Annotated in this window: 25 protein-coding genes; 14 read left to right on the forward strand and 11 right to left on the reverse strand. The window is 70.1% G+C overall.

Annotated features, from left to right (window positions below):
• The first annotated feature begins 111 nt into the window (after window positions 1–111).
• On the forward strand, window positions 112–450 hold the full coding sequence (locus KF903_RS03755) for a hypothetical protein (RefSeq protein WP_291211195.1): 339 nt from the start codon (window positions 112–114) through the stop codon (window positions 448–450).
• A gap of 89 nt (window positions 451–539) precedes the next feature.
• Window positions 540–941: a GFA family protein gene (locus KF903_RS03760; protein ID WP_291211198.1), complete on the forward strand. Its 402-nt coding sequence runs from the start codon at window positions 540–542 to the stop codon at window positions 939–941.
• A 45-nt stretch (window positions 942–986) separates the two neighbouring features.
• Here the strand turns inward: KF903_RS03760 and KF903_RS03765 are convergent, their stop codons facing one another.
• Window positions 987–1,406: a CBS domain-containing protein gene (locus KF903_RS03765; protein WP_291211201.1), complete on the reverse strand. Its 420-nt coding sequence runs from the start codon at window positions 1,404–1,406 to the stop codon at window positions 987–989.
• A 176-nt stretch (window positions 1,407–1,582) separates the two neighbouring features.
• Between KF903_RS03765 and KF903_RS03770 the strand changes: the two genes are divergently transcribed.
• The 7 genes from KF903_RS03770 to KF903_RS03800 all read left to right on the forward strand — a co-directional run bounded on the left by KF903_RS03770 (window position 1,583) and on the right by KF903_RS03800 (window position 9,373).
• On the forward strand, window positions 1,583–2,596 hold the full coding sequence (locus KF903_RS03770; RefSeq protein ID WP_291211203.1) for an ATP-binding protein: 1,014 nt from the start codon (window positions 1,583–1,585) through the stop codon (window positions 2,594–2,596).
• Window positions 2,593–4,014: a nitrogen regulation protein NR(I) gene (ntrC, locus tag KF903_RS03775; RefSeq protein ID WP_291211205.1), complete on the forward strand. Its 1,422-nt coding sequence runs from the start codon at window positions 2,593–2,595 to the stop codon at window positions 4,012–4,014. Before KF903_RS03770 ends, ntrC begins: the two co-directional genes overlap by 4 nt.
• 103 nt (window positions 4,015–4,117) lie before the next feature.
• On the forward strand, window positions 4,118–4,597 hold the full coding sequence (locus KF903_RS03780) for a GNAT family N-acetyltransferase (protein WP_291211207.1): 480 nt from the start codon (window positions 4,118–4,120) through the stop codon (window positions 4,595–4,597).
• Window positions 4,598–4,676: 79 nt separating this feature from the next.
• Window positions 4,677–5,885: a class I SAM-dependent methyltransferase gene (locus KF903_RS03785; protein ID WP_291211209.1), complete on the forward strand. Its 1,209-nt coding sequence runs from the start codon at window positions 4,677–4,679 to the stop codon at window positions 5,883–5,885.
• On the forward strand, window positions 5,882–6,799 hold the full coding sequence (locus tag KF903_RS03790) for a hypothetical protein (RefSeq protein ID WP_291211211.1): 918 nt from the start codon (window positions 5,882–5,884) through the stop codon (window positions 6,797–6,799). The genes KF903_RS03785 and KF903_RS03790 overlap by 4 nt, the downstream gene beginning before the upstream one ends.
• A 73-nt stretch (window positions 6,800–6,872) precedes the next feature.
• Window positions 6,873–8,159: an acetyl-CoA C-acetyltransferase gene (locus KF903_RS03795; RefSeq protein ID WP_291211212.1), complete on the forward strand. Its 1,287-nt coding sequence runs from the start codon at window positions 6,873–6,875 to the stop codon at window positions 8,157–8,159.
• A 26-nt stretch (window positions 8,160–8,185) separates the two neighbouring features.
• Complete coding sequence (locus KF903_RS03800) at window positions 8,186–9,373, forward strand: RDD family protein (protein WP_291211214.1); 1,188 nt, start codon at window positions 8,186–8,188, stop codon at window positions 9,371–9,373.
• A gap of 54 nt (window positions 9,374–9,427) precedes the next feature.
• Here the strand turns inward: KF903_RS03800 and KF903_RS03805 are convergent, their stop codons facing one another.
• The 6 genes from KF903_RS03805 to KF903_RS03830 form a co-directional block, all read right to left on the reverse strand.
• Window positions 9,428–10,006, reverse strand: coding sequence for a YkvA family protein (locus KF903_RS03805; protein ID WP_291211216.1), 579 nt, complete (start codon window positions 10,004–10,006; stop codon window positions 9,428–9,430).
• Window positions 10,007–10,093: 87 nt separating this feature from the next.
• A complete protein-coding gene (locus tag KF903_RS03810; RefSeq protein WP_291211219.1) occupies window positions 10,094–11,938 on the reverse strand; it encodes a phospholipase D family protein in 1,845 nt (614 codons plus the stop codon).
• A complete protein-coding gene (locus KF903_RS03815; protein ID WP_291211222.1) occupies window positions 11,935–12,543 on the reverse strand; it encodes a YceI family protein in 609 nt (202 codons plus the stop codon). Before KF903_RS03815 ends, KF903_RS03810 begins: the two co-directional genes overlap by 4 nt.
• A gap of 13 nt (window positions 12,544–12,556) precedes the next feature.
• Window positions 12,557–13,036, reverse strand: coding sequence for a histidine phosphatase family protein (locus tag KF903_RS03820; RefSeq protein ID WP_291211224.1), 480 nt, complete (start codon window positions 13,034–13,036; stop codon window positions 12,557–12,559).
• 141 nt (window positions 13,037–13,177) lie between these two features.
• Window positions 13,178–13,675 carry a hypothetical protein gene (locus KF903_RS03825; protein WP_291211228.1) on the reverse strand — a complete coding sequence of 166 codons (498 nt, stop codon included), beginning with the start codon at window positions 13,673–13,675 and terminating at the stop codon, window positions 13,178–13,180.
• 122 nt (window positions 13,676–13,797) lie between these two features.
• Window positions 13,798–14,430 carry a ParA family protein gene (locus KF903_RS03830; RefSeq protein WP_291211229.1) on the reverse strand — a complete coding sequence of 211 codons (633 nt, stop codon included), beginning with the start codon at window positions 14,428–14,430 and terminating at the stop codon, window positions 13,798–13,800.
• Between the two features lie 112 nt (window positions 14,431–14,542).
• On the opposite strand from KF903_RS03830, the gene KF903_RS03835 reads away from it, so the two are divergent.
• Window positions 14,543–14,851 (forward strand): hypothetical protein, encoded by a 309-nt coding sequence (locus KF903_RS03835; protein ID WP_291211232.1) that lies wholly within the window; start codon window positions 14,543–14,545, stop codon window positions 14,849–14,851.
• A gap of 221 nt (window positions 14,852–15,072) precedes the next feature.
• Here KF903_RS03835 and KF903_RS03840 read toward each other — a convergent pair whose 3' ends face one another.
• Window positions 15,073–15,981: an AEC family transporter gene (locus tag KF903_RS03840; protein WP_291211235.1), complete on the reverse strand. Its 909-nt coding sequence runs from the start codon at window positions 15,979–15,981 to the stop codon at window positions 15,073–15,075.
• 108 nt (window positions 15,982–16,089) lie between these two features.
• Window positions 16,090–16,959, reverse strand: a complete 870-nt coding sequence (speE, locus tag KF903_RS03845; RefSeq protein WP_291211238.1) for a polyamine aminopropyltransferase — start codon at window positions 16,957–16,959, stop codon at window positions 16,090–16,092.
• Between the two features lie 113 nt (window positions 16,960–17,072).
• On the opposite strand from speE, the gene speA reads away from it, so the two are divergent.
• The 4 genes from speA to KF903_RS03865 all read left to right on the forward strand — a co-directional run bounded on the left by speA (window position 17,073) and on the right by KF903_RS03865 (window position 22,928).
• Window positions 17,073–18,977: an arginine decarboxylase gene (gene speA, locus KF903_RS03850; protein WP_291211240.1), complete on the forward strand. Its 1,905-nt coding sequence runs from the start codon at window positions 17,073–17,075 to the stop codon at window positions 18,975–18,977.
• 50 nt (window positions 18,978–19,027) lie between these two features.
• Window positions 19,028–19,894: an NAD(P)-dependent oxidoreductase gene (locus KF903_RS03855; protein WP_291211242.1), complete on the forward strand. Its 867-nt coding sequence runs from the start codon at window positions 19,028–19,030 to the stop codon at window positions 19,892–19,894.
• A 75-nt stretch (window positions 19,895–19,969) separates the two neighbouring features.
• Window positions 19,970–21,277, forward strand: coding sequence for a PQQ-dependent sugar dehydrogenase (locus KF903_RS03860; protein ID WP_291211244.1), 1,308 nt, complete (start codon window positions 19,970–19,972; stop codon window positions 21,275–21,277).
• Between the two features lie 121 nt (window positions 21,278–21,398).
• Entirely contained in the window at window positions 21,399–22,928 is a 1,530-nt protein-coding gene (locus KF903_RS03865) for a PQQ-dependent sugar dehydrogenase (protein ID WP_291211247.1), read from the forward strand.
• A gap of 6 nt (window positions 22,929–22,934) precedes the next feature.
• On the opposite strand, the gene KF903_RS03870 is transcribed toward KF903_RS03865, so the two are convergent.
• Both KF903_RS03870 and argS read right to left on the reverse strand, forming a co-directional pair.
• Complete coding sequence (locus KF903_RS03870) at window positions 22,935–23,561, reverse strand: SPOR domain-containing protein (RefSeq protein ID WP_291211250.1); 627 nt, start codon at window positions 23,559–23,561, stop codon at window positions 22,935–22,937.
• The gene (argS, locus tag KF903_RS03875) at window positions 23,561–25,246 is read right to left on the reverse strand and encodes an arginine--tRNA ligase (RefSeq protein WP_291211253.1); all 1,686 of its coding nucleotides are present in this window, start codon (window positions 25,244–25,246) and stop codon (window positions 23,561–23,563) included. The genes KF903_RS03870 and argS overlap by 1 nt, the downstream gene beginning before the upstream one ends.
• Between the last annotated feature and the right edge of the window lie 94 nt (window positions 25,247–25,340).

The following is a 25,340-nucleotide window of genomic DNA, read 5'->3' on the forward strand; positions in this document are numbered from 1 at the left end:
GCTTGAAGCCGCGCCGCCAGTGGCGTGACGATGGCAGCGCACCGCCGCCGGCGTTCGATGCAGGTGGCGGTGCGCAGGTGAATCCGCGTTGCGAGCCGGCCGCTGCATGCCATGAAGCCAGCCACTGCCCTCGTCCTCATCAAGCTCGTGCACACCACGGCATGGGCGTTCTTTGCCGCGTGCATCCTCGCGCTGCCGTTCGCCGCCGCGGCCGGCCGCTTCGACGTCGCGGCCGTCCTGATCGGGTTCGTGCTGATCGAGATCCTGCTGCTTGCCGGCAATGGCTGGGCCTGTCCGCTCACCGCGGTCGCGGCGCGCTTCACCGGCGATCGCCGCGACAACTTCGACATCTACCTGCCGCGGCTGCTGGCCCGCTACAACAAGCAGGTATTCGGCACGCTGTTCGTCGCGGCGACGCTCTACACTGCCTGGTGCTGGTGGCAGGCCTGAGCGTCGCGACTGCGCGGGGCGCGCTGATCGGCGCGCTGGTGCGGCCCCGACGTCGTCCCGGCGGCATGCGTCCTGACTGGAGGTGCACGATGCTCAAACCCTACCGCGCCAGCTGCCACTGCGGTCGCGTCGCCGTCGAAGTCGACCTCGACCTGGCGCAGCCCAGCTACCGCTGCAACTGCTCGATCTGCCGGCGCACGCGGTTCTGGCCCGCGATCGCGCGTCCCGAGGGGTTCCGGCTCGTTGCCGGTGAGGATGAACTCACGCGCTACACGTTCGGCGCGCACCGCAACCATCACTACTTCTGCCGCCACTGCGGCGTGCGCGTGTTCGGGGTCGGCAACGACACGCCGATCGGCACGATGTACGGCATCAACATCGGTTGCCTCGAGGGCGTGTCGGAGGCCGAACTGGCGCGCATGACGGTGACCTGCGTCGATGGCCTGCACGACCGCTGGGGAGACGTGCCCGAGTTCCACCGGCATCTGTGAGGCGCCGGCGGCGCCGAGCGTCGGCGCCGCCATGCCGGGCTGGCCTCAGGCACCCGCCGCACCCTCGCCGCGCGCGATCTCGATCAGCGCATTGAGTGCGTCGCTGGCGGTGAAGATGCCCAGGAAACGCCCATTGGCCTCGGTGACGATCGCGCTGCCGACCTTGCGTTGGGCCATTGCATAGGCCACCTCGTCGAGCGAGGCGCGCGCCGATACCGTGAGCGGATCGTCGGCCATGATGTCGGACGCGCACACCTGCAGCTTCTCGGCCACGCTGAGGCCGACCACCGCGCGCACGTCACGATCGCTCACCACGCCGACCACGCGCCCGTCGCGCAGGACCGGCAGGTGGCGGATGCCGTGCTGGTCCATGAGCCGGCGCAATTCCTCGATGCCGGTGTCCTCACGCACGGTGATCGGGTCGGGGGTGGTGAACTCTTCCACGGAAACGTCGATGCGCTGCATGTCGGGGCTCCTCGTCTGCGGGGCGAAGGTTGCCGGCGATGGACGGCGCGCCGTGCATCCTCATCGCAGGCATGGGGGCGGCTGGCGGCACAGTCAACGGCGGGCGCTGGCGGTGCGGCCGGCGCCGCGCCACCGCCCGGCGCCCCGCGACACCGCGGTTGCACTAGACTGGTGCAATGAGCGATCCGCGCCGCCCGCCAGCGCACGCCACCAGCGCCTTCGAATCCTGCGCCACGCCGATGGCGCACATCGATGGTGCGTTCATGCTGGGCCGCATCAACGAGGCTCTGTGCGACTGGCTCGGGCTCGACCCGGCCGGCCATCATGCGCTGGCGCTGGCCGCACTCGACGCACAGCCGCCAACCCTGGTCGGCGCCGCGCGCCGCGCGCTCGAGCAGCAACACCGCGTCTGGCTGCGCGAGGCGCGCCTGCGCGGCGCGCTGGCCGACCGCATGGCCGATGCGGTGCTCACGCCGCTGGGCGACGGGCTGCTGCTCGAGGTGCTGCCGGCGACGCCCGAGGCCGCTGCGGGGGCGCGCCTGTCGGAGACGTTGCGCGGTTTTGCCCACGAGGTGCGCGGACCGCTGGCCGGCATGCGCGGCGCCGCGCAGCTGCTGCAGCGCCGCGCCGACACTGCGGCGCAGCGCGAACTGGCCGAGCTCATCATCGTCGAGTCCGACCGCCTTGCCGCGCTCGCGCAGCGCCTGCTCGACAGCGGCGGCAAGCCGCATCTGGCGCCGCACAACGTCCACGAGATCCTCGAACGGGTCGCGGCGCTGGCCAGCGCCGACGATGCGGCGTTGCAGGTACGGCGCGACTACGATCCGAGCCTGCCGCTGGTCTATGTCGCGGCCGATCGCCTGCAACAGGCCCTGCTCAACCTGGCGCGCAACGCGCAGGAAGCGGGCGCGCGCACGCTGGGCTTGCGCACGCGCATCGAGCATGGCCTGCGGCTGGGTGGACAGGCCGCGCGGATGGCGCTGCGCATCGACGTCAGCGACGACGGCTGCGGCGTGCCGGCGGCGCTCGCGGCCAGCGTGTTCGAGCCACTGGTGTCGGGGCGCGCCGACGGCAACGGGCTCGGGCTTGCGATCGCGCGCGAGATCGCGCACGAGCACGGCGGCGAACTCGACTTCGTCAGCCGTCCGGGCGCGACCGCATTCAGCCTGTTGCTGCCGGTCGTGCCATGAAATCCGCACCACCGCCGACCCAGGTGTGGATCGTCGAGGACGATCGCAGTCTGCGCCTCGTGCTGGCCGCGGCGCTGCGCGAGGCCGGCCACGCGGTGCGCGAGTTCGCGACCGCCGAGGCCATGCTCGCGGCCTTGGCCGACGCGGTACCCGACGTCGTGTTCAGCGATGTGCGCATGCCCGGCGCCGACGGACTCGACCTGCTGCAGCGGATCGGCGCACTGGCGCCGCAGCTGGCGGTCATCATGATGAGCGCCTACACCGACATCGCCACCACCGCGGCGGCCTATCGACACGGCGCGTTCGACTACCTGCCCAAGCCGTTCGACCTCGACCAGGCTGTGGCCGCGGTGCGTCGCGCGCTGGCGCGACAGGCAACCCCGCCCGCCGCCGCTGCGGTGGCGCCGCCGCCGCCGGCCCTGCTCGGCCACAGCGCGCCGATGCGTGAGCTGTTCCGCGCGATCGGCCGGGTGGCGGCCAGCGGCCTGGCGGTCCTCATCGTCGGCGAGACCGGCACCGGCAAGGAACTCGTCGCCCGCGCGCTGCATCGCGAAAGCGCACGTGCCGGCGGGCCCTTCGTCGCCCTCAATACCGCCGCAATCCCCGCCGAACTGCTCGAATCGGAGCTGTTCGGCCACGAGGCCGGCGCGTTCACGGGCGCCACCCGGCGCCACGCCGGACGCTTCGAGCAGGCCGCTGGCGGCACGCTGCTGCTCGACGAGATCGGCGACATGCCGCTGTCGCTGCAGACGCGCCTGCTGCGCGTGCTGGCGGCCGGTGAGTTCTACCGTGTCGGCGGCCGCGAACTGCTGCGCGCCGACGTGCGCGTGATCGCCGCCACCCACCAGGATCTCGATGCCCGCGTCGCGCGCGGCGAGTTCCGCGCCGACCTGCTGCACCGGCTCGACGTGGTGCGGCTCGAAGTGCCGCCGCTGCGCGCGCGCGGCGAGGATGTGCCGTTGCTGGCTGCGCGCTTCCTCGCCGACGCATGTGCGCAGTCCGGCATGGCCGGCAAGAGCTTTGCGCCGGCCGCGCTCGAGGTGCTGCGCGCACATCGCTGGCCCGGCAACGTGCGCGAGCTGGAAAACCTGTGCCGCCGCCTGGCCGTACTGTCGAGCGCGCAGCGCATCGAGGCGGAGGAACTGCCTGCGGCGATGACGCGCCGCGGTGGCGACCCCGCCGACGGCACGCGACAGGACTGGGAAGCGGCGCTCGCGACCTGGGCCAGCGCGCAACTGGCCGCGGGCAGCAGCGACCTGCATCGCCATGCGCGCGAGCGTTTCGATGCCGTGCTGCTGCAGGCCGCGCTCGCTGCCCACGGCGGCCACCGCCAGCATGCGGCGCAGGCGCTCGGCCTGGGTCGCAACACGCTCACGCGCAAGCTCGGCAGCAAGCGGCGCCGGCGCGATCGCGAGTAGCGGGCGGCGCGCAAGGCGCCGCACCGATGCCGACGCACCGGCTCGCCAGGCGGCCCGGCTTGCCGCTATCGTCGCGCGCTGCGCCGTCCGCCGGAGTCCGTCCATGGCCAGCCTCATCACGATCCGCGATGCCAGCGAGGGCGATCGCGATTTCCTCGTCCACAGCAATGCCGCGATGGCGCAGGAGACCGAGGCCAAGGTGCTCGATCGGGCGATCCTCGCGCGCGGCGTCGCGGCCCTGCTGGCGGCACCGCAGCGCGGCTTCTATCTCATCGCCGAGCGTGCCGGCGAGCGCGTCGGCTGCCTGCTCGTGACCCACGAATGGAGCGACTGGCGCAACGGCGACTGGTGGTGGCTGCAGAGCGTGTACGTGACACCGCCGGCGCGCCGCAGCGGCGTGTTCCGCGCGCTGTACGCCGAGGTCGAACGCCGCGCACGATGCGCTGCCGAGGTCGTCGGGCTGCGCCTGTACGTGGAGCGCAACAATCGTGCCGCGCAGGCGACCTACGCCGCGCTCGGCATGCGCGACGCAGGCTACGCCATGCTCGAAGCGGCCTGCCCGCGGCCGCCGGCCACCGGCTGAAGCGGGCGCGGCCGGCCGCGCCGCGGTGGCGCCGACGCGGGCTGATACCATCGCCGCTTTCTCCTCGCCGCAACCTGCAATGTCCGACCTGAGCCTGAGCGATGCCAAACTGACGGCGAGCGCTGCCGCTGCGCCGGTGGCACTGACGCTGCGTATCGACGTGCAGGCCGACGTGGTGTTCGACGTCGACGTCTCGCTCGACATCGTCGCCAGCACCGGCACCGCGCCGCCGCTGCACTGGCAACTGGCCGCGGCAGGCTGGGACGTGAGCTGGCTGCCGCGCGGCAGCTACGAGGTCCACGCGCTGGCAGCGCGTCTGGCACTGCCGGAAGGGCGCTACTGGGTCGATGTCGCGCTGTGGCATCGCGTGGCCGGCGAAGCGCTCAAGGCCGGTCAGGTCCGGCTCGAGCTCGTGGTCGGCACGGCGGCGCCCGGTGCCATGGAGTTCTCGTGGCAGCTGCACAGCCTGCCCGGCACGCCGCCGATCGACCGCTTGTCGTGGCGGGCGGGTCCGCAGGGCTGGTTCTTCAAGCACTTCGACCATGCCGCGCGCACCACCGCGAGCTACCTGCTCGGCGACTCGCCGCTGCTCAAGGGGCGCATCCTCGACGTCGGTTGCGGCGACGGGATCACCGACCTGGGGATCGCCTTGCGCTGGCGCCCCACCGAGCTGGTCGGGATCGATCCGTTCCGGGGTTATGAACGACTGCCGCAGGTGCTTGCCCAGACCGCGCTGGCCGGCCTGCCGATGCCGCCGGGTCTGCGTTTCCTCGCCGCCAGCGCCAACGACATCCCGTTCGCCGACGACTACTTCGACGTCGTCATCTCGTGGGGGTCGCTCGAACACATCGTCGGCGGTTACGCGCAGGCATTGGCGCAGATCCGGCGCGTGTTGCGTCCGGGAGGCCTGTTGATGGTGCATCCGGGCCTGTTCTACTCCGATATCGGCAATCACCTCGGGGAATTCCGCTTTGCCCGCGACGAGCCTTACGTGCACCTCAAGCACCCGCACAGCTGGCTGCGCGAGCAGGTGTTGCGCGGTGACATCGAGCGCATCGATCGCTGCGGCGATGACGCCACGCCCGAGCAGTACTGGCAATGGTTCACCGAGCTCAATCCGATCACCGTGACGGCGTTCGAGCGCGAATTGCGCGAGCTCGGTTTCGAACCGTGGCGCGTCGCCCTGCGCACGCACGATCGGGTCGAGTACACGCCGCAGCTGCAGGGCTACTCGTTCGTCGATCTGGCGGTCGGGGAGCTCTACGTGTCGGCATGGAACCGCAAGTGAGCGCGTGGCGCCGGAATCTGCTGGATTGGTGGACCCTGTACCTCGCACCGTGGCTGCCGTCCTGGCTGCCGTGGCGCTGGGCCTATCCCTGCTACCGATGGTTCGCCCGCAGTGCCTGCCTGCATCGCGAGCGGGCGGTGGCCGCGGCCGGGATTGCGCCGCTATACGTGCCCGTCGCCGACCAGCGGGCCTTCATGCACGACTTGCGCACCGTGTGGCTGCTCGATGCGGCGGATCTCGCGCTGTCGCGGCGCGGACCGGTGGATCGGTTGCCCGCGCATGTCACGGTCGAGGGCAGCTGGCCGGCGCGCGGCGGCTTCATTGCGGTCGGGTTCCACCACGCGGCGGCGTTGTGGGCGTTTCACGACCTGCGCCGGCATGGTCACGCCACCACCATGGTGCTGGCGCGTCTGGACGAGCGGGAATTCGGCGCCGACCGCGTGCGCTACCGCTACGCGCGCGACCGCATCGCCGAGCTCGAGCGCGTCGGCGGCGAAGCCTGCATCCACCGCCCGCATGCGCGCGCCAAGCTGCTCGATGCGCTGGCGCGGGGCGTTGCGGTGATCAGTCTCATCGACGTCCCGCCGCGGTTGGCGCCGCGTGGGCAGCAGCCGGTGCAGTTGCTCGGTCAGCCGGCCAGCCTGCCCGTGGGCGCGCTGGAACTGGCCTGCGAGAGCGGGGTGCCGGTGGTGCCGTTCTGGGTCGAGCTCGACCTGCACAGCGGGCGCCGCCGGCTCGTGATCGGCGCCGCGCACGCGCCGGTGGCAATCGACGCACTGCGCGACGCCCTCGCCGCGCTGCTCGATCGGCTGGTCCGTACCCAACCGGCGGCCTGGCACATGTGGCAGGAATGGCCTGCGTGGCTGCAGGCGGCGGCCGCACTGCACGGTACTGCACAGCCGTCCGAGGCGTGATCGTGGTTCCTTAACAAAGCCGGCGGCAAGGGTTAGGCTGTCCGCCAATCAGACGTTCGCAGGAAAGCGCTTCATGGAACAGGTTCCGCGTCGAGTGGGCATCGTTGGCGGGGTACGCATCCCGTTCTGCCGCAACAATACGGCCTATGCCGAGGTCGGCAACTTCGGCATGGCCGTCAAGGTGCTCGGCGCGCTGGTCGAGCGCTTCGGCCTGCATGGGCAGGAACTGGGCGAAGTCGCCTTCGGCGCCGTCATCAAGCATGCTTCCGACTGGAATCTGGCCCGCGAGGCGACGCTGTCCTCGGGCCTGGCGCCGACCACGCCCGGCATCACCACCGCGCGCGCCTGCGGCACCTCGCTCGACAATGCGATCCTCATCGGCAACAAGATCGCGCAGGGGCAGATCGAGGTCGGCATCGCCGGTGGCAGCGACACCACCAGTGACGTGCCGATCGTCTATTCGCGCGCATTGCAACAACGCCTGCTCGCGGTCAACCGCGCCAGGAAGCCGCTCGACAAGCTCAAGGCCGCGCTGCGCGGCTTTTCGCTGGGCCAGCTCAAGCCGTCGTTTCCGGGCGTGGCCGAGCCGCGTACCGGCAAGTCGATGGGTGATCACTGCGAACTCATGGCACGGCAGTGGCAGGTGTCGCGCGAGGACCAGGACCGCCTCGCGCTGACCAGCCACCACAAACTCGCCGCCGCCTACGAGCGCGGCTTCTTCAAGGATCTCGTGGTGCCGTTCCGCGGGGTCGAGCGCGACAACATCCTGCGCCCCGACACCACCATGGAGAAACTCGCCAGCCTCAAGCCGGCGTTCGACAGGAGCTCGGGCAAGGGCACGCTGACCGCCGGCAACTCGACCGCACTGTCCGATGGCGCGGCGGCGGTGCTGCTGGCCAGCGACGAATGGGCGGCGGCCCATGGCCTCAAGGTGCAGGCCTACCTGAGCCATGCGCGCGTGGCGGCGGTCGACTTCGTGCACGGCGAGGGCCTGCTGATGGCGCCGACGATCGCGGTGCCGCGCATGCTGGCCGAGGCGGGCCTCAAGCTGCAGGACTTCGACTTCTACGAGATCCACGAAGCCTTCGCCGCCCAGGTGCTGTGCACGCTGCGCGCGTGGGAGTCGGCCGACTACTGCCGCGAGCGGCTCGGGCTGGCCGAGCCGCTGGGCAGCATCGACCCGGCCCGGCTCAACGTCAACGGCTCGAGCCTGGCCGTTGGTCACCCGTTTGCGGCCACCGGTGCGCGCATCCTCGCCACGCTGGCCAAAATGCTCGAAGATCGCGGTACGGGGCGCGGGCTGGTGTCGATCTGCACCGCAGGTGGCATGGGCGTGACGGCGATCCTGCAACGGCCTTGATGCCGGCGGTGGGCGAGGGGGGACGCATGGCGAGTGGTAGTTATGCACTGGTGCTGACCGGCGAGGTGCTGCCGGCTTTCGATGCGCAGGCGGTGTGGCCGCGGCTGGCGCAGTACTTCCGGCTCGATGCGGCCAAGCTGCAGGCGCAGCTGGTGGCGCGCGCGCCGCTGACGATCAAGCAGGGCGACGACCTGGGCAAGCTGCAGACGCTGGCCGCCGGCATCGGCGCGATCGGTGCCGAGGCCGAGATCTGCGCACCCGACGGCCAGGCCGACCTGTTCGTCGTCCTTGGCGGCAGCGCGCGCGGCCCGATGCCGCGGGTATTTGCCGACGACCGCATCGAGCGCGGCCTGTGGTCGCGCCAGGTGCAGGTGGCGGAAGTGGGAAGCAACGTCTGGCAGGCCTACGCCGAGCGCGCCGACAGCGCGCCGCCGCCGGCGGCGGGCGAACAGGAACCGGCCCGGGCCTTCGACGCCGACGTCGACAACGTGCGCGACACGCTGCGCAGCTATCGTCCGACCGCGACCGCCGACAGCGGCCACAGTCTGGCCGCGACCGCGACCGCGACCACCGACGAGCTCGGTGCGCTGCCGCTGCCGCCGGGTGCGGCGATCCACGCCGGCTTCTGGCGCCGCTGCGCGGCGCTGGGCATCGACAGCGTCATCATCGGCGCGGTGGTTGCCGCGTTGCAGGGCGCGTTCATGGTCGGCTCGCTCGGCATGTTGACTTCGCTGCGCACGGGCGAGGCGGCGATCGGTGCGCTGCTGTCGACCTTCATGTTGCTGTTCACGCTGGTGTTCGTCGGCCAGTGGCTGTATTTCGCGCTGTTCGAGTCGAGCGCGATGCAGGCCACGCCGGGCAAGCGTGCGATGGGTCTCAAGGTGGTGGGCGAGACGGGCCGGCGCATCGGTTTCGGCAAGGCGACCGGGCGCTACTTCGGCAAGATCGTGTCGGGCATGATCTTCAACATCGGCTATCTCATGGCCGGCCTCACCGCGCGCAAGCAGGCCCTGCACGACCTGATGGCGGGCACCCTGGTGGTGTTCCGCGCGGTCGAGCCCGGCAGCCCGCCACCGGCGCAGCGGCCGCCGATGCCCTGGTACGGCTGGATCGTCAACCTGCTGATGTTCGGCCTGCCGTTTGCGATCATCGGCGTGGCGCTGCTGCTGGGCGGGGCCTCGTCGGGACTGCTGTCGGAGCTGTCGACGCACTGATGCGACAAGGGCCGCTTGCGCGGCCCTCGTGTGCGGGTGCCCGGCGGCGGGTGTTCAGGAGCGGAACGAGAACAGCGTGGGCTTCCAACTGCTGCTGCTGTGGTAGCTCTGGCCGCGACGCTTGCGCATGCGATCGATCACCTCGATGCGGCGTGCCTCGGCCCATTCCACACGCTCGGTCCTGAGCGAGGCCGGATCGACGCCGCGCGCGGCGGCCTCGCGGTTGCGGAAGTCGACGAAATCCTCGTAGGCCTCGATTTCGTAGCGCAGTTCGCGCACGCACAGCTCGATCATGATCGCGTCGTCGAGGAAGCCGAGCACCGGCACGTCGTCGGGGATGATGTCCTGCGGATTGGCGAAATAGGTCAGGCAGGCCAGCACGCGCTGCTTGTCCTCGTCGGGCAGCGCGAAGCCCTCGTCGTTGACCATCGCGATCATCTCGTCGAGCTTGTGCAGGCGCTCGGCGATGAAGTCGGGAAGTGCCACATCGCGGCCTGCGCCGAGCAGCTTGCTGGCGGCATCGGCGATCTGCCTGGGCGACAGGTGCCGGGCGTCCGCCTGCGCCTTCTTCATCGCGTCGATGAAATGCTGCAGGTCGGCATCGCCGAGTTCGATGGTGATGGCCAATGCCATGGCGGAACTCCGTGGACAGGAGCGCAAGAGACTATCCAGCCCGGGCCGGGCCCGTCAATCACCGGCGCGGCACAGAACCGGGCGTTGCTAGAGGATGCCGACCAGGCCGGCGCCGAACGCGGTGACGATGCGCGTGTAGATCGTCTTGAGCGGCAGGTCGACTTCGGGAAAGTCGCCGACGTCCTGGTGGCAGGCGTAAAAGCCGGCCGTGCCCGGCGGTGTCGGCACGCAGCCGGGCTTGAGCTCGAAGCTCGATGCGTAGCGGAACGGCCACAGGTCGAACAGCGGCAGCGCCGCCGACACGTCGGCGATCGATTCGTTGAGGCGAGCCAGCATGCCGCTGCGCTGGCGCGGCGCGATCACCCACGCGTTCTGCGGCGCCGCATCGAGCAGGACCGCCGCGCGCACGCGCGCGGCCAGCGCGCGGTCGCTGACGATGAACCCCGACTCGGTGTTGTAGTCGTCCGAGCGTGGATCGAAGTTGTGCGAGCCGATGATCGTGGTGCTGCCGTCGATGACGAGCGACTTGGCGTGCAGGCCCAGGCGCACGCCGCCGCGCTTGAGCGGCGTCTGTGCGTAGCGCCCGTAATGGCCGCGGTTGGCGCCGCCCGACAGCGCATCGTAGTCGGCAACGAACTGCGCCGCATCGGCCGGGAACGGCTTGAACTCGTGGATCTGGAAGCCATAGCGGCGCAGGTAGCGCTTCTTGTACTTGTACGACAGTGCGTAGACGTAGAACGCGTCGGTCGCCGCCAGCGAGTTCGTCGAGACGATCACGCGCACCGGCTCGGGACGCTTGTGCAGGCTACGGAACACGCGTCGCGCCGAGCGACTGAACACGAGGTAGGGTGTTTCCAGCACGACCTCGTCGCGCGCCTGCTGCAGCAGCTCGCCGATGCGAGCCGTGAGTGCGCGCAGCGCCGGGTCGTCGGCGCGCGCGGTCTTGCCCGGCGCGTCGGAAAAGTAATGCACGGTGCCGACCTGCAGTACGCGCCGCGCCAGCGCGGCCAGCGCCGTGGCATCGAGCGCACGCGCGCGCAGGGCCTCGATGCGCGTCATGTCGGTGCCGGCCGGCGCGGCCAGGGCCGGTGCCGGTGCTGCCGCTGCCGCGCGCATGATGCGCGCGTTGACGTCGTTGAGACGGGTCAGCGGTACCGCGCGCGGATGGTTCCAGAAGCGGTCGAACGAGGCCTGCATCTGGGCGCCGGCCTGCGCTCCGGCCACCAGCAGTTCACGGTCGCGGTAATCGAAGCGCTGGTCCCAGTCGAAATAGCGGTTCTCGTAGTTGCGGCCGCCGGCGATGCCGATCGCGCCGTCGATCAGGAACAGCTTGTTGTGCATGCGCTGGTTGAAGCGCGAAAAGCAGCACACGATGCTCGCCGCAAACTCGACCGGTTGCGTCACCGCCTCGTCGAAGGTGGGGTTGTAGAGGCGGAACTCGAGGTTGACGTGGGTGCGCGCGATGCGCGCCAGCCAGTCCACGTCATCGAGTGCGAACAACTGGTCGGCGAGGATGCGCACCTTGACGCCGCGTCGCGCGGCGCGGATCAGCTCGTCGAGCACGAGCCAGCCGGCGTCGTCCTCGGCCCAGATGAAGGTCTGGATGTCGATGCTGTGGCGCGCCGCGCGGATCAGGTGCAGGCGCAGCAGCAGTGCTTCGTTGCCCTGTTCGAGCGCGTCGACGTAGTGCACCGGCGCTGCCTCGGTGCTGGCGGCGCGGGCGCGCTCGGCAAGCTCGACATAGGGCGAGGCCTGCGCGCAGTGGTCGGCGCGCGCGCAGTCCAGGTCACGCGCCTGTTCCTGCGCCACGCGCGCGAGCGCCTGGCGCGCGAGCGGTCGATTGACGCCACAGGCGCCCAGCAGGACACCGAGGACGAGCAGCAACAGGCGTGCCGGTCGACACGGTGCGGGCCAATCCAATGCGGCGCTCATCCCGGTGCCAGCGTCTCGTTGGCGGGCTCGTCCTGCACGTAGATGCGGAAGTCGAGCTCGACCTTGTCGGCGAGCGTGGCCCGGTGGCCGTCCATGCCGAATTGCGAGCGGCGGATGGCGCCATTGACGCGCAGCGGGCAATCGCGCGCCGGGCGGGCACAGTCGGCCGGTAGCAGGTTGAAACGCACTGGCTGCGAGATGCCACGCACCGTGAGCCGGCCCGGCAGCTCGCCACCGCTGTACAGGCGCTGGCGCGCGAAGGCGTCCGAGGCAAAGTCGATCTGCGGGTATTGCGCGACGTCGAAGAACTCGCTCGAACGGGCCAACGCTTCCTGGCGCGGACTGCTCATGCGCAGACTCGCGGCATCGATGTGCGCATCGACCCGCAGCGTGTCGCGGAAACGATCGCGGCGCACCTCGCCGTCGATGCGGCCGAACTCGCCGCTGATGGCGAGCAGCCAGACCACGCGCACGCGAAAGCCGCCGCTGGAACGCTGGGTGTCCAGCCGCACCATGTCGATGGCGCGCTCCTGCGCCGCGGCTTCGCGCCAGGCGCCGGCCGCCACCGCGAGCAGCGCCAGCAGCAGCGTGGCCTTGCGCCTCATCGCCGGTCGTCGCTCAAGGCCACCAGAAGTGGCGCACCGTGGCGGCGCCGGGCTCGATCTCGCCCTGCGGCAGCGTGAGCCACGCCACCGCGCCGGGTGGCATGCCGCGGCCGCCGTCGGAAACGCCGCTGCTCAGCAGCGCGACGAGGGTTTCAAAGCCCGGGTTGTGACCGACCAGCAGCAGGCAGGGCGCCTGGGCGTTCTCGTCGAGTACGCGCAGCAGCGTGGCCGGGGTGGCGTCGTAGATGCGCGCGTCCTCGCGCAGGTCGGTGCAGGCGAGCGCCTGCGCCAGGCATTCGCCGGTGGCACGCGCGCGCTGCGCCGCCGATGTGAGGATGTAGGCCGGCGCGGCGCCATGCTCGCGCAGCCAGGCGCCGGCGGCGGCGGCGGCGGCTTCGCCCGCGCTGGTGAGCGCCCGGGCGGCGTCGCCCTGTCCGGGCGCGGCGTGCTGCGCCTGGGCGTGACGTACAAGGATGATGTCGCGCGTGCTCATGAACCGCTCCGGGGGCTGGCCAGTGGCGATCATGCCGCAATCGGCAGCATCGTGGTCAAGCGGTCGGCTCGGCCCGCTACAGCGGCGCGCGATCGTGCGGGGGCGGGCGGCGCCGCAGCCAGGCGGCGCCGCCCCGTGGGTTCACTGCGCCGGATCGGCGGGGCCCTGGCGTCGACCCTTGCCGGCGCCGCGATGCATCGGCAACAGCGCGTCCGTCGCCACGCTATCGGCGCCATTGGCGAGCTTGTCGAAGCGCCGGAGCTGGCTGGCCTCGAAATCGGCCCTGCTCACCTGGTCGCTGCCGGGCTGGGCGTGGCGTTTGATGAAGCGCTCGGCGCGGCGTTGCGCGCGCTGGCGCGCCGCCGGCGATTGGGCGATCTCGTCGGCCGTGACCACGCCGTCACCATTGCTGTCGAGCTTGGCGAAGCGCGCATCGAGCCAGGCCTGGTATTCGGCGCGGCTGATCCGGCCGTCGTGGTTGGTGTCGATCGCGGCGAGCATCTGCTGGCGCTGCTGGGCACGCTGGCTGGCGCCCGCGGCAGGCTGGCCGGCGGGGTCGGCGGCACTGGCCAGCGTGCTGCCGAGCAGGCAGGCGACGGCGAAGCCGCCGGTGGCGAGAAAACGGGGGGTACGCATCATGTTCGATCTCCGGTTGGGGCCGGAATGGCCTTGCGCAGTTGGAACGCGGCAAGGGCGTCGCGGCTTACCGTGACCGTGCAAAGACAGGCAAATTCGCCGTGAGATCGTGCAAACGCCCGTGCTCAGGCGCTCTTGCGCAGCCAGCGCAGGAGCCGGCTCCAGTCCTCCTGGTGCGAACGCACCTGTTCGGAGTGGTAGTCGAAGATGCTCTTGCCGAGCGCGTTGGCGAGCACGTAGCCCTGGGTGTCGCGCAGCTGCGCGACGAGCGGGAACGACAGGCCCTGCATTTCCTCCACCGCGGCCTGCGAGGCGTTGGTCCAGGGCTTGAGCCGGTTGGCGATCAGGCCGACCGCAGCCTTGCCCTTGCGTACGCGGGCGAGGTCGGCGACTTCGGCGAGAAACGGCGCGGTGGCTTCGAGGTCGATCGCCGACGGCAGGATCGGCACCAGCAGCACGTCGGCGTACTCGAGCCATTCGGCGACCTCGCTGGCCCGGATGCCGGCTGGCGTGTCGATGACGACGCACTCGGCATCGGCCGGCACCTGCCTGGCCCAGTCCCGGCGCAGCCCCGCGATGCCCAGCACCGGATCGGCCTGCAGCGCGCGGCGCTCGCTCCAGTGCAGGCTCGAACCTTGGCGGTCGGCATCGACCAGTACGGTGTTCTTGCCGCCGACCGCGTAGTGGGCGGCGAGGTTGGTCGCGATCGTGCTCTTGCCCGCACCGCCCTTGGAACTTGCAACCAGGACCTTCAGCATGTCGCCTCCGATGGATTGCACCGCGCGCGAAGCCTACACCGCGCGGCGGCGGCGATGAAGCTCAGGGCGCCCGATCCGTCACGCGATCTTCGCAAGCGCGTCGCCTTCGAGGATGTCGAACATTTCGCGCGCGGCGGGATCCCTGGGCGTTGGGCGGCGGTTTCCGGACATCACAGCCGCGGTCGTTGGGCGGGATCGGTTCGACCCATTCGCCGTGGTGCGCGGCGCGGTCGGCGTACGACAGGACACCGTCGTTGGCCCTGAAGCAATCGCCGCTCAGATGGGCGATGCAGCCCTTGTGGAACACGCCGCGGCCGCCGATGTCGATCCGACACCGGCTCCATGCGGCCGAGCGCCGCGTCGGCCCGGTGCCAACGGCCTTGAGCACGTCGAGCCCGGCCTGCGTCGCCAGTGGATGTGAGGTGCGCCGATGCCGTGCTGCGTGATGACTTGCGAACGCATCGCAAAGGACCGTCCGGTGGTGCGATCGCCGGCGCGCGCCTCGCAGGCGAGGGCGCCGGGAAGCGATGCGACGGGCCTGGGCAACAGGGCGAGTTCGGGGCCGGCCGGCCGCCGCATACGGCGCGGCTCGCGCGTGCGCGTCGCGCGCGCAGCGGTCTGCGATCGGCGCGGCGCAGCGCTTCAGCCCGCGAGCAGCCAGTGCCACAGCGGCAGCGTCGCCATCGAAGCGACGAGACCGAAGCCGACCATCGCCGCGGCCAGTTCGGCCTCGAGCCCGGCCAGCGACAGCAGGGCACCGGCGGTGATCATCGGCGGCATCGCGCTCTCGTAGACGGCCGCCGCACGCAGTTCGCCGCCGAGACCGAACAGCGCGCTCAGACCGAGCGCGAGCAGCGGCAGCAGCACGAGCTTGGCGCCGAGGCCATAGACGAGCGGCAGGCGGTGGTGGCCGGGCAGGCGCAGCCGCAACTGCATGCCGCTGGCCAGCGCCACCAATGGCAGCAGGCTGTCGGCCAGCAGTTTCAGCGGCTTGGCGATCGCATCGGGATACTCGTCCGGCATCAGCGTCAGCGCGATGACGAGCGCGATGAACGGCACGAAGCCGACGATGCGGCGCAGGATCGCGCCGACGCTGGGTCGCTCGCCGCCATACAGGCCCAGCGTGATGAGGCCGAACGTCGACAGCATGATGAAGCTGCCGAACTGATCGTAGACGACGGCATAGCGCAGCGCGCCATCGCCGGCCAGCGCCGGCATCAGCGCAAAGCCGAGAAATGAGGTGTTGCCCAGCGGCACCAACAGCAGCAGTGCCGCCGTCACCGCGCGCGGCAACCGTGCGACGCGCGCCAGCGCGAGCGTGAGCGCGGTGCTCGCGACCAGCAACGTCCACGGCACCGCCAGCAGGCCCAGCAGTTCGCGCTCGAAGCGCAGGCGTGGTGCGTAGAGCAGGATCGCCGCGGGCAGGCACACGTAGAGCACGACGAGGTTGAGCGCGTCGGGCGCTGCCGGCGGCACGATGCGGCGCCAGGCCAGCAGCTTGCCGACCACGAGCATGGCGAGGATGAGGCCGAAGGCGGAACTGGCGCTCATGCGATGGGCGAGTGCAGGTGGCGTCGTGCGGCGTGGCTATGGACGGCAGACGCGCGTCGGCGCCGCGGGCTCAATGGCACGCGGCCGCGGCCGGGCCGGCCGGCGCGCTCATTCGCCGAGTGCCTCGCGCATGAATGGCGGCAGCGCCAGTGCCGCCTTGTGCGTTTCCACGCTGTAGTAGCGCGTGTCGAACTGGCGCGTGGCGGCGCCGCGCTCGCGGAAATCGGTCAGGTCGGCCTGCTTGCGCGCCATCGTGCAGCTCCACCAGCCGGTCGGATACACCGGTTGCGGGAAGGTCAGCGTGCGCACCGCCTGGAAGTGCGCCATGCGCATCGCGGTGCGCATCGACTTGATGAGATCCAGGTGCACCAGCGGCGATTCGCTCTGCTGCACGAGGATGCCGCTCGGGCGCAATGCGCGGTGGCAGCTGGCGTAGAAGGCGGCGTTGAACAGCCCTTCGGCGGGGCCGACCGGATCGGTCGAATCGACGATGATGAGGTCGATCGAATCGGGCTCCTGTTCGGCCATGTAGGCGATGCCGTCGATGAACAGCAGTTGCGCGCGCGGATCGTTGTTGGCCGAGCACAGCTCGGGGAAATACTGCTCGGCCAGCCGGGTGACGCGCTCGTCGATCTCGACCTGCACCGCGCGCTCGACCTCCTCGTGCTTGAGCACCTCGCGCAGCGTGCCGCAGTCGCCGCCGCCGATGATGACCACGCGCTTGGCGCGGGCGTGCGTGAACAGCGCCGGGTGCGACATCATCTCGTGGTAGAGGAAGTTGTCGCGGCTGGACACCATCGTGCAGCCGTCGATGACCATGAGCTTGCCCCAGTCGGTGGTGTCGTAGATCTCGATCGACTGGAACGGGGTCTGTTCGGCGTGCAGGCGCGCCGTGACGCGCAGGCCGAAGGCCGAGCCTGCGGGGGCGTGCTGTTCGGTGAACCATTGCGCGTCGGCGGCGGCTCCGGGTGCGGTCATCGTGTGGGTCCTTGGCTGCGGTTGTTCCGGATGCGCCGGGCCGCTGATTGTAGCCGTTCGCCGTGGCGCCGACACGCACGAACGGTCACGCCTCGTTACACTACGCGGCTCGCATGCGCACGCTGGAGACGAGGGTGGCCAATCCGCAGTGGAATCCCGATGCCGCACGCCACGCCTGGGCCGTGCCGCACTGGAGCCAGGGTTATTTCGACGTCGGCGACGACGGCAATCTGGTGGTGCGGCCGCGCCGCGAGCAGGGTCCGGCACTGGCCTTGCCGGCGCTCGTCGATGCGGCGCAGGCCAGTGGCGCGCGCCTGCCGTTGCTGCTGCGCTTCGCCGACATCCTGCACGATCGGCGTGAACGCCTGCAGCGTGCGTTCGCGCAGGCCATCCGCGACTGGGATTACGGCGGTCGCTACACGCTGATCTACCCGATCAAGGTCAACCAGCAGAACAACGTCGCCGGTGCGCTGGCGGCGACCGGCGACGAAGGGTTTGGCCTCGAGGCCGGCTCCAAGCCCGAGCTGATGGCTGTGCTGGCGCTGGCCCAGCCCGGCAGCACGGTGATCTGCAACGGCTACAAGGATCGCCAGTACATCCAGCTCGCGTTGATCGGCCGACGGCTCGGGCTCGAGGTGTTCATCGTCATCGAAAAGCCTTCCGAGCTGCGCCTCGTGATCGAAGAGGCGCGTGTGCTCGGCGTGGATCCGCTGCTGGGCGTGCGCATGCGTCTGAAGAGCCTGGGTGCCGGCAAGTGGCAGAACTCCGGCGGCGACAAGGCCAAGTTCGGCCTCACCCCGCGCCAGCTGCTGACGTTGCTCGACGAACTGGCGGCAGCCGGGCTGTCGCATGCGCTCAAGCTGCTGCACTTCCACATGGGCTCGCAGATGTCCAACGTGCGCGACATCGCCAATGGCATGCGCGAAGCGGTGCGCTATTTCGTCGAGCTGTCGCGCATGGGCCACACGATCACCCACATGGACGTCGGCGGCGGCCTCGGTGTCGACTACGAAGGCACGCGCTCGCGCTCGGATTGCTCGATCAATTACGGCCTGGGCGAATACGCCTCGGCCATCGTCGGCGCGCTGGCCGAGGCCTGTGGCGCGCACGGACTGGCCGCGCCGCGCATCCTCACCGAGTCGGGACGTGCGCTGACCGCGCACCACGCGGTGCTGGTCACCAACGTCAGCGAGGTCGAGCCGGCGCCAACCGGCGCGGTGCCGCCGCTGCGCGCCGACGAGCCGGCCGCGCTGCGCCGGCTGCGCGAGGTGCTGGCCGAGATCGACCGCACGCCGCCGACCGAGTCCTACCATGAAGCCATGTACCAGCTCGCCGAGGGCTACGCGCTGTACACGCATGGCCAGTTGTCGCTGGCCGATCGCGCCAATCTCGATGACCTTTACTACGCGGTGATCCATGCGGTCCGCGCGCGCCTCAAGCCCGACGAGCGCATGCACCGGCAGGCACTGGACGAGATTGCCGAACTGCTGGTCGACAAGTATTTCGTCAATTTTTCGGTGTTCGAATCGATTCCCGACGTGTGGGCGATCGACCAGGTGTTCCCGATCATGCCGATCGAGCGGCTCGACGAGGCCCCCGACCGCCGCGGCGTGATCGCCGACCTCACCTGTGATTCGGATGGCCGCATCGACCGCTACGTCGAAGCCGATGGTCTCGACGTGAGCCTGCCGCTGCATGCGCCGCGCGCCGATGCGGCGTATCGGCTCGGCATCTTCATGGTCGGCGCCTACCAGGAGACGCTGGGCGACATCCACAACCTGTTCGGCGACACCGACGCGGTCAACGTCAAGCTCGATGGCACGGGCTACGAGTTCGAGCACCTGCGCTACGGCGACAGCACCGACCTCATGCTCGACTATGTCGGCTATGACCCGGCCGCGCTGCGCGCGGCATATGCGGCGAAGATCGCCGCTGCCGGGCTCGATGCGACCGCGGCGACGCAGTTGCGCGATGCGCTCGAGGCCGGGCTCACGGCCTATCCCTACCTGGCCGAGTGAGGCGCGCAGCCGCGGCTGGCACTTTTCCCCATTGCATCTGGACGACCGACATGAGCGACATCAAGGCAGGTTTCATCGGCATGGGCGCGATGGGTGTGCCGATGGCCGGGCACCTGGCCCGCGCGGGTCTGCTGGCGGCGGTCTGGAACCGCACGCCGGCCAAGGCCGCCGCCGCCGCGCGCGAGCACGCGGTGGCGGCGCCGGCAACCGTGGCCGACCTCGCGCGCGACTGCAACGTGATCGCGCTGTGCGTGTCGGCCGATCGTGACGTGCTCGAACTCGCCCACGCGATCGCGGCCAGCGCAGCAGCGGGCAGCGTCGTCATCGACCATTCGACGGTGTCGTCGGTCACGGCCAGGGCCGCCCACGAACTGCTCGCCGCGCGTGGCATCGGCTTCATCGACGCGCCGGTGTCGGGCGGCGTGGAAGGCGCCCGCAACGGCAAGCTGTCGGTGATGGCCGGAGGCGATGCCGCCACGCTCGCGCGGGTGCGGCCCGTGCTCGAGTGCTATGCCGCCAAGCTCAACCACATGGGCCCGGTCGGCGCGGGACAGAACACCAAGGCGGTCAACCAGGTGCTCGTCGCCGGCATCGCCCAGGCGGTGTGCGAAGGGCTTGCGCTGTCCGAGCAGCTCGGGCTCGACCCCGCCGTGCTGCTGCCCACGCTCGGCGCCGGTGCGGCCGGCAACTGGTTCCTCGACAAGCGCGGCGCCAGCATGCTCGCCAGCCAGTTCGGCGTCGGCTTCAAGCTGGCCCTGCTGCACAAGGATCTGGGCATCGTGCGCGAGCTGGCCGTGGCGGCCGGCACCGATCGTTCGGTCATCGAAAAATCGCTCGCCGACTACGCTGCGCTGATGGTCCAGGGGCATGGCGACGAGGACATTTCGGCACTGATCCGCCTCAAGCGGCGGCATTGAACTGAGTACGCCGTCGCTGTTTTGGCGGGGCGGTTGGGTGGTACAAAGGCGCATGTCCCTTGGGAGATCGCCACGATGAGCCATCGCCGAAAGGTGTGGGTGCTTGCGGCCGCGCTCGGCGCGGGCGTGGCGCAGGCCGCAATCAGTCCCGCGGACCTGCACCTGGAACGCTGGCCCAATGCGACGACCGTGTTCAACAAGCCGATCGGAGTGCGCCACGCCAACGACGGCAGCGGTCGCGCCTTCGTCCTCGAGAAGTGCGGCAAGATCAAGATCGTCAGCAACGGCAGCGTGCTGACCACGCCGTTCGCGACCATCAGCGTCAATTGCAATGGCAACGAGCAAGGCCTGCTCGGGTTGGCGTTCGATCCGGGCTACGCCAGCAATGGCGAGTTCTATGTTTCCTACACCGCGCCGTCGACGGGACAGCACACGCTGGAGCGCTACACCGTATCGGCCAACCCCGACGTGGCCAATCCGTCCGGCACGCTGATCATGAGCGTCCCCGACATTGCCAGCAATCACAATGGCGGCGATGTGCAGTTCGGCGCCGACGGGTACCTGTACTGGTCGATCGGCGATGGCGGCGTGCAGGGTGATCCCAATGGCTTTGCGCAGTGCACCGGGCGCAAGAAGGCCGACGGCAATCCGGCGAGCTGTTACGACCTGAGCGGCTCCGGCGTCACCTACTACCTGCTCGGCAAGATCCTGCGTCTGGATGTGCATGCCACGACCGCCTCGGCGCAGAACCTGTGCGGCGTGGCGTCGGGCGCTTCGGCTCCCTATGCGATTCCGCCGTCGAACCCGTTCGCCAATGCCGGTGCCCATCCCAATGACTGCGCCGAAGTGTTCAACTGGGGTTACCGCAATCCGTTCCGTTTCAGCTTCGATCGGCAGACCGGCGACATGCTGATCGGCGATGTCGGCCAGGATCGCTACGAGGAAATCGACTTCCAGCCTGCGGGCAGCGCTGGCCAGAACTTCCAGTGGAATGCCTGTGAAGGCTTTCACACCTATCCCGGCAATGCGGCCAATTGCGCGGGACCGGCAGGCAGCGTGCCGCCGAAGATCGAGCTGTCGCATTCGGGTGACGGTGTCTGTGCGGTGATCGGTGGCTATGTCTACCGCGGCCCGATCGGCCCGCTGCGCGGCCAGTACCTGTTCAGCGACAACTGCAGCCGCAAGATCTACGTGGTCGCCAATCCCGCTGCCGCGGTCAGCCCATGGAGCTTCGAGATTCTGCCCGGCGCCCCCGGGATTTCGGCCTATTCGTTTGGTGAAGATGGAGCCGGCAATGTGTTCGTGACGGACGGTGCCGGTCCGATCTTTCGTTTCGCGTCGGACATCATCTTCGCCAACGGTTTCGACGGCGCCGCGCACTGAGCGATAGTCGTGCGGGATGGGCGACCCGCACGACCGGCATGGCTGCCGGCATCGGCGGTGCAGGCAACCGCGTGACGCGTGGGCGGCGCCGGAGCGCGCTGCCGCACGCTCGGAGGCAGGCATGAAGATCGCAAGCGGCAAGGTCCTTTGCGGCGTGGTGCTCGTCGCCGCCGCGACTGGATGGTCGACGATCGGGGTGGCCGATGCGCCCATCGCGCGGCTCACGCGCGTCGCCGCAGGCCTGTCCGGCCCCACGGCCCTGGTCGCGCCCGCGGACGGCAGCGGCCGGCTGTTCATCGTCGAGAACAAACGTGGCGAGGGCCGCGTGCGCATCATCGATGCGCAAGGCAAGCTGCTCGCCGCGCCTTACTACACCCACGCGATCACGGGTGGCCCGGGCAGCGAGCAGGGCATGCTCGGGCTTGCCTTCGATCCGCAGTTCGCGAGCAACGGCACGCTCTACATCACCTACACCGCGCCGGGCAGCGACCCCAGGCTCGGCGACATTGCCGACCAGGTATTGCTCCGCCTCACCGCGCGCAAGCCGGCCAGCAACGTGTTCGCCGGCAGCGAACAGGTGGTGCTGCGCATTCCCGACATCTACTCCAACCACAACGGCGGTGGCATCGCCTTCGGTCCCGACAACGACCTGTACTGGGGCATGGGCGACGGCGGCAGTGGTGGCGATCCGAACAACTTCGCGCAGAACCTGTGGAAGAAGTCGGTCGGCGGCAAGAGCTATTACCTGCTCGGCAAGATGCTGCGCCTGGACGTGCGTACGCCGACCACCTCGGCGGCCGCCAACCAGTGCGGTGCCGCCGCGGGGCAGCCGGCGCAATACTCGATTCCGGCCGACAACCCCTACGCGGGCGCCAGCGACAAGTGCGGCGAGATCTGGCTGTACGGCCTGCGCAATCCGTGGCGCTGGAGCTTCGACCGCCAGACCCATGATCTCGTCATCGGCGACGTCGGCCAGAACGCCTGGGAGGAAATCGATTTCCGCAGCCACGGCTCGACCGCCAGCCGCAACTACGGCTGGAGCCTGTGCGAGGGCAACCACTACTACGCTGCCGGCGGCAGCGGCACCACCTGCCCCGCGACCACCAATACCGTCGCGCCGGTCATCGAAGTCGCCCATGGCGGCAGCTCATGCTCGATCACGGGCGGCTACGTCTACCGCGGGCCGGTTGCCGAGCTGCAGGGCAAGTACCTGTTCTCCGACTATTGCGGCGGCGACATCCGCATCGCCACGCCGGGCGGCGCGTCGTGGAGCTACACCACGCTCGCCGGCGCGCCGACACAGAACGTGTCGAGCTTCGGCGAGGACAGCGTCGGCAATCTTTACGTGGTCGATCTCGGCACCAATGCGGTGTACCGCTTCGACGGTCCTGCCGGCACCACCCACGTGGTGACGCCGCAGGCCGGAGCGGGCGGAAGCCTCACGCCGGGCACGCCGCAGACCGTGCCGCACGGTGCGACCGTGGGCTTCACCGCCACGCCCGCAGCGGGTCATCTCATCGGCACGGTCACCGGCTGCGGCGGGACCTTGGCCGGCAGCCAGTACACCACCGCGCCGGTGACGGCCGATTGCACGGTCAGCGCGAGCTTCACGCTCGATGACCTCATCTTCGCCGACGGGTTCGACGGCTGAGCGCGCTTACTGCCCGCCCTGCTCCTTGAGCGCGATCGCGTTGATGCCATTGTCGGCCAGCGCGCGCTTGGCCGACTCCAGCTCGCTGGCGGTGGCATAGGGGCCCACGCGCACGCGATGCCAGGTCTTGCCGTTGATCGTGACCGGCAGCACCTGGGCGCTGAAGCCGACCAGTGCGAGGCGCGCCTTGGCTTCCTCGGCGCCCTTGGGGTCGGGGTACGAGGCGGTCTGCAGGATGTAACGCCCGCCCGCGCTCGGGCTCGGCGCGGCGCCCGCCGGCAGCGTCGGCGCCGGCGGCGCACCCGCTGCATTGGCGGCACGCGCCTGCTGCTCGGCCTGGGCCTTGGCCGACAGCTCGGCGTCGGGGATGACCACCTCGGCCTCGGGCAACACCTGGTAGAAGTCGTAGTTCTTCTTCGGCTTGGCCTCGGCCACGGGCGGTTCGCTTTCCTTGGGCGCGGTGGCCTGCGCATTGGGCTGCGGGCCGTCCTTCTTGCGCAGCAGCGGCAGCCAGTTGTTGGTCATGAGCAGCGCCATCAGCGCGGCACCGATCACGATGCCGCCGATGAGCCAGGCCCAACCCGGCGAGCCGCCGCCGCCGCGCGTGGCCTGTCGTCCCTTCTTCGCTGCCATCACATGCTCTCCGGCGCCGCAACGCCCAACAGGTCGAGGCCGTTCGCCAGCCCCTGCCGCACCGCGACCGCCAGGGTCAGGCGCGCGTCGCGCAGGTCGGCGTCGTCGACGATGAACTGGCTGGTGTTGTACCAGCCGTGGAAGGCCGCGGCCAGATCGCGCAGCCAGTTGGCGATGAGGTGCGGTTCGAGGCTCGCGCCGGCCGCCTCGACGACTTCGCCCAGTCGCGACAGTTCGGTCAATACGAGCTGCTCGGCCTCGCCGTCGAGCCGCGCGAGCTGGGCCAGGCCATTGGCCTGGTCCCAGCCGAGGCCGCGCTCGCCGAGCTGGCGCAGCACGCTGCACACGCGGGCGTGGGCGTACTGCACGTAGTAGACCGGGTTGTCGTTGGTCTGCGCACGCGCCAGGTCGATGTCGAACACGAGCTGCGAATCGGCCCTGCGCGCGGCGAGAAACCAGCGCGTGGCGTCGCGGCCGACTTCGTCGATGAGATCGCGCAGCGTCACGTAGCTGCCGGCGCGCTTGGACAGCTTGACCTCCTCGCCGCCGCGCATGACCGTGACCATCTGGTGCAGCACGTATTCGGGCCAGCCCTTGGGGATGCCGCAGTCGAGCGCCTGCAGGCCCGCGCGCACGCGCGCCAGCGAGCCGTGGTGGTCGGAGCCCAGTTCGGTGATCGCGCGCTCGTAGCCGCGCTGCCACTTCGAGCGGTGGTAGGCCACGTCCGGCACGAAATAGGTGTAGCTGCCGTCGGACTTGCGCATCACGCGGTCCTTGTCGTCACCGAACTGCGTACTGCGCAACCACAGCGCGCCACCGTCCTCGTAGGTGTGGCCGCGGGCGACGAGCTCGCGCACGGTCTCGTCGACCTTGCCGTCGGCGTACAGCGAGGATTCGAGGAAGTAGACGTCGAAGTGCACGCCGAACGCTGCCAGGTCCTCGTTCTGCTCACGGCGCAGCCAGGCCACCGCGAAGCGGCGGATCGCGTCGAGATCGTGCACGTCGCGCGCGGCCTTGATCGTGTGGCCGTCGACTTCGACGCTGGCGCCGTCGAGGTAGGCCTGCGCCACTTCCTTGATGTACTCGCCGCGATAGCCGTCGTCGGGCCAGCCGGCATCGTCGGGGCCGTTGCCGAGCGCGCGTGCCTGCACCGAGATCGCGAGGTTGTTGATCTGCGCGCCGGCATCGTTGTAGTAGAACTCACGCTTGACCTGCCAGCCGTTGGCGGCAAGCAGGCGCGCGATGCAGTCGCCGAGCGCCGCCGCGCGACCGTGGCCGACATGCAGCGGTCCGGTCGGATTGGCCGATACGAACTCGACACCGGCCGTGTGGCCGGCGCCACCGGCGTTGCGGCCGAAGGCCGCGCCCTGCGCGAGCACTTCGCGCACCTGCGCGTGGTAGGCGGCGGCGCCGAGGAAGAAATTGATGAAGCCGGGGCCGGCGATCTCGACGCGGGCGATGCCGGCGTCGGGTGGCAGCGCGGCCACCAGTGCGGCGGCCAGGTCGCGCGGCTTGCGGCCGGCCGCCTTGGCCAGCAGCAGGGCCACGTTGCAGGCGAAATCGCCATGCTCGCGGTTGCGGGTGCGCTCGATGACGAAGGCGGCCGTCGCGTCGGCCGGCAACTCGCCGGCAGCGCGCAGCGCGTCGATCGCGCGATGGACGAGGTGACGCAGGGAGTCTTTCAAGAGCGGAAATTCGAGGCTTGCGGGACCGCGCATTGTAAGCCCTGCACGGCGTGTCGCGAGTTGCGTTGTGTGACAGCCGCGCGGGCCGGCGGGC

The sequence above is a fragment of the Dokdonella sp. genome (genome assembly GCF_019634845.1).
Classification (GTDB): Bacteria; Pseudomonadota; Gammaproteobacteria; order Xanthomonadales; family Rhodanobacteraceae; genus Dokdonella_A.

Excerpts from the sequence above, each read along its gene's own strand:
- KF903_RS03755 (WP_291211195.1), top strand. The coding sequence starts at position 112 with ATGAAGCCAGCCACTGCCCTCGTCCTCATCAAGCTCGTGCACACCACG.
- KF903_RS03760 (WP_291211198.1), top strand. The coding sequence starts at position 540 with ATGCTCAAACCCTACCGCGCCAGCTGCCACTGCGGTCGCGTCGCCGTC.
- KF903_RS03765 (WP_291211201.1), bottom strand. The coding sequence starts at position 1,406 with ATGCAGCGCATCGACGTTTCCGTGGAAGAGTTCACCACCCCCGACCCG.
- KF903_RS03770 (WP_291211203.1), top strand. The coding sequence starts at position 1,583 with ATGAGCGATCCGCGCCGCCCGCCAGCGCACGCCACCAGCGCCTTCGAA.
- ntrC (WP_291211205.1), top strand. The coding sequence starts at position 2,593 with ATGAAATCCGCACCACCGCCGACCCAGGTGTGGATCGTCGAGGACGAT.
- KF903_RS03780 (WP_291211207.1), top strand. The coding sequence starts at position 4,118 with ATGGCCAGCCTCATCACGATCCGCGATGCCAGCGAGGGCGATCGCGAT.
- KF903_RS03785 (WP_291211209.1), top strand. The coding sequence starts at position 4,677 with ATGTCCGACCTGAGCCTGAGCGATGCCAAACTGACGGCGAGCGCTGCC.
- KF903_RS03795 (WP_291211212.1), top strand. The coding sequence starts at position 6,873 with ATGGAACAGGTTCCGCGTCGAGTGGGCATCGTTGGCGGGGTACGCATC.
- KF903_RS03800 (WP_291211214.1), top strand. The coding sequence starts at position 8,186 with ATGGCGAGTGGTAGTTATGCACTGGTGCTGACCGGCGAGGTGCTGCCG.
- KF903_RS03805 (WP_291211216.1), bottom strand. The coding sequence starts at position 10,006 with ATGGCATTGGCCATCACCATCGAACTCGGCGATGCCGACCTGCAGCAT.
- KF903_RS03810 (WP_291211219.1), bottom strand. The coding sequence starts at position 11,938 with ATGAGCGCCGCATTGGATTGGCCCGCACCGTGTCGACCGGCACGCCTG.
- KF903_RS03815 (WP_291211222.1), bottom strand. The coding sequence starts at position 12,543 with ATGAGGCGCAAGGCCACGCTGCTGCTGGCGCTGCTCGCGGTGGCGGCC.
- KF903_RS03820 (WP_291211224.1), bottom strand. The coding sequence starts at position 13,036 with ATGAGCACGCGCGACATCATCCTTGTACGTCACGCCCAGGCGCAGCAC.
- KF903_RS03825 (WP_291211228.1), bottom strand. The coding sequence starts at position 13,675 with ATGATGCGTACCCCCCGTTTTCTCGCCACCGGCGGCTTCGCCGTCGCC.
- KF903_RS03830 (WP_291211229.1), bottom strand. The coding sequence starts at position 14,430 with ATGCTGAAGGTCCTGGTTGCAAGTTCCAAGGGCGGTGCGGGCAAGAGC.
- KF903_RS03835 (WP_291211232.1), top strand. The coding sequence starts at position 14,543 with ATGTCGAACATTTCGCGCGCGGCGGGATCCCTGGGCGTTGGGCGGCGG.
- KF903_RS03840 (WP_291211235.1), bottom strand. The coding sequence starts at position 15,981 with ATGAGCGCCAGTTCCGCCTTCGGCCTCATCCTCGCCATGCTCGTGGTC.
- speE (WP_291211238.1), bottom strand. The coding sequence starts at position 16,959 with ATGACCGCACCCGGAGCCGCCGCCGACGCGCAATGGTTCACCGAACAG.
- speA (WP_291211240.1), top strand. The coding sequence starts at position 17,073 with ATGCGCACGCTGGAGACGAGGGTGGCCAATCCGCAGTGGAATCCCGAT.
- KF903_RS03855 (WP_291211242.1), top strand. The coding sequence starts at position 19,028 with ATGAGCGACATCAAGGCAGGTTTCATCGGCATGGGCGCGATGGGTGTG.
- KF903_RS03860 (WP_291211244.1), top strand. The coding sequence starts at position 19,970 with ATGAGCCATCGCCGAAAGGTGTGGGTGCTTGCGGCCGCGCTCGGCGCG.
- KF903_RS03865 (WP_291211247.1), top strand. The coding sequence starts at position 21,399 with ATGAAGATCGCAAGCGGCAAGGTCCTTTGCGGCGTGGTGCTCGTCGCC.
- KF903_RS03870 (WP_291211250.1), bottom strand. The coding sequence starts at position 23,561 with ATGGCAGCGAAGAAGGGACGACAGGCCACGCGCGGCGGCGGCGGCTCG.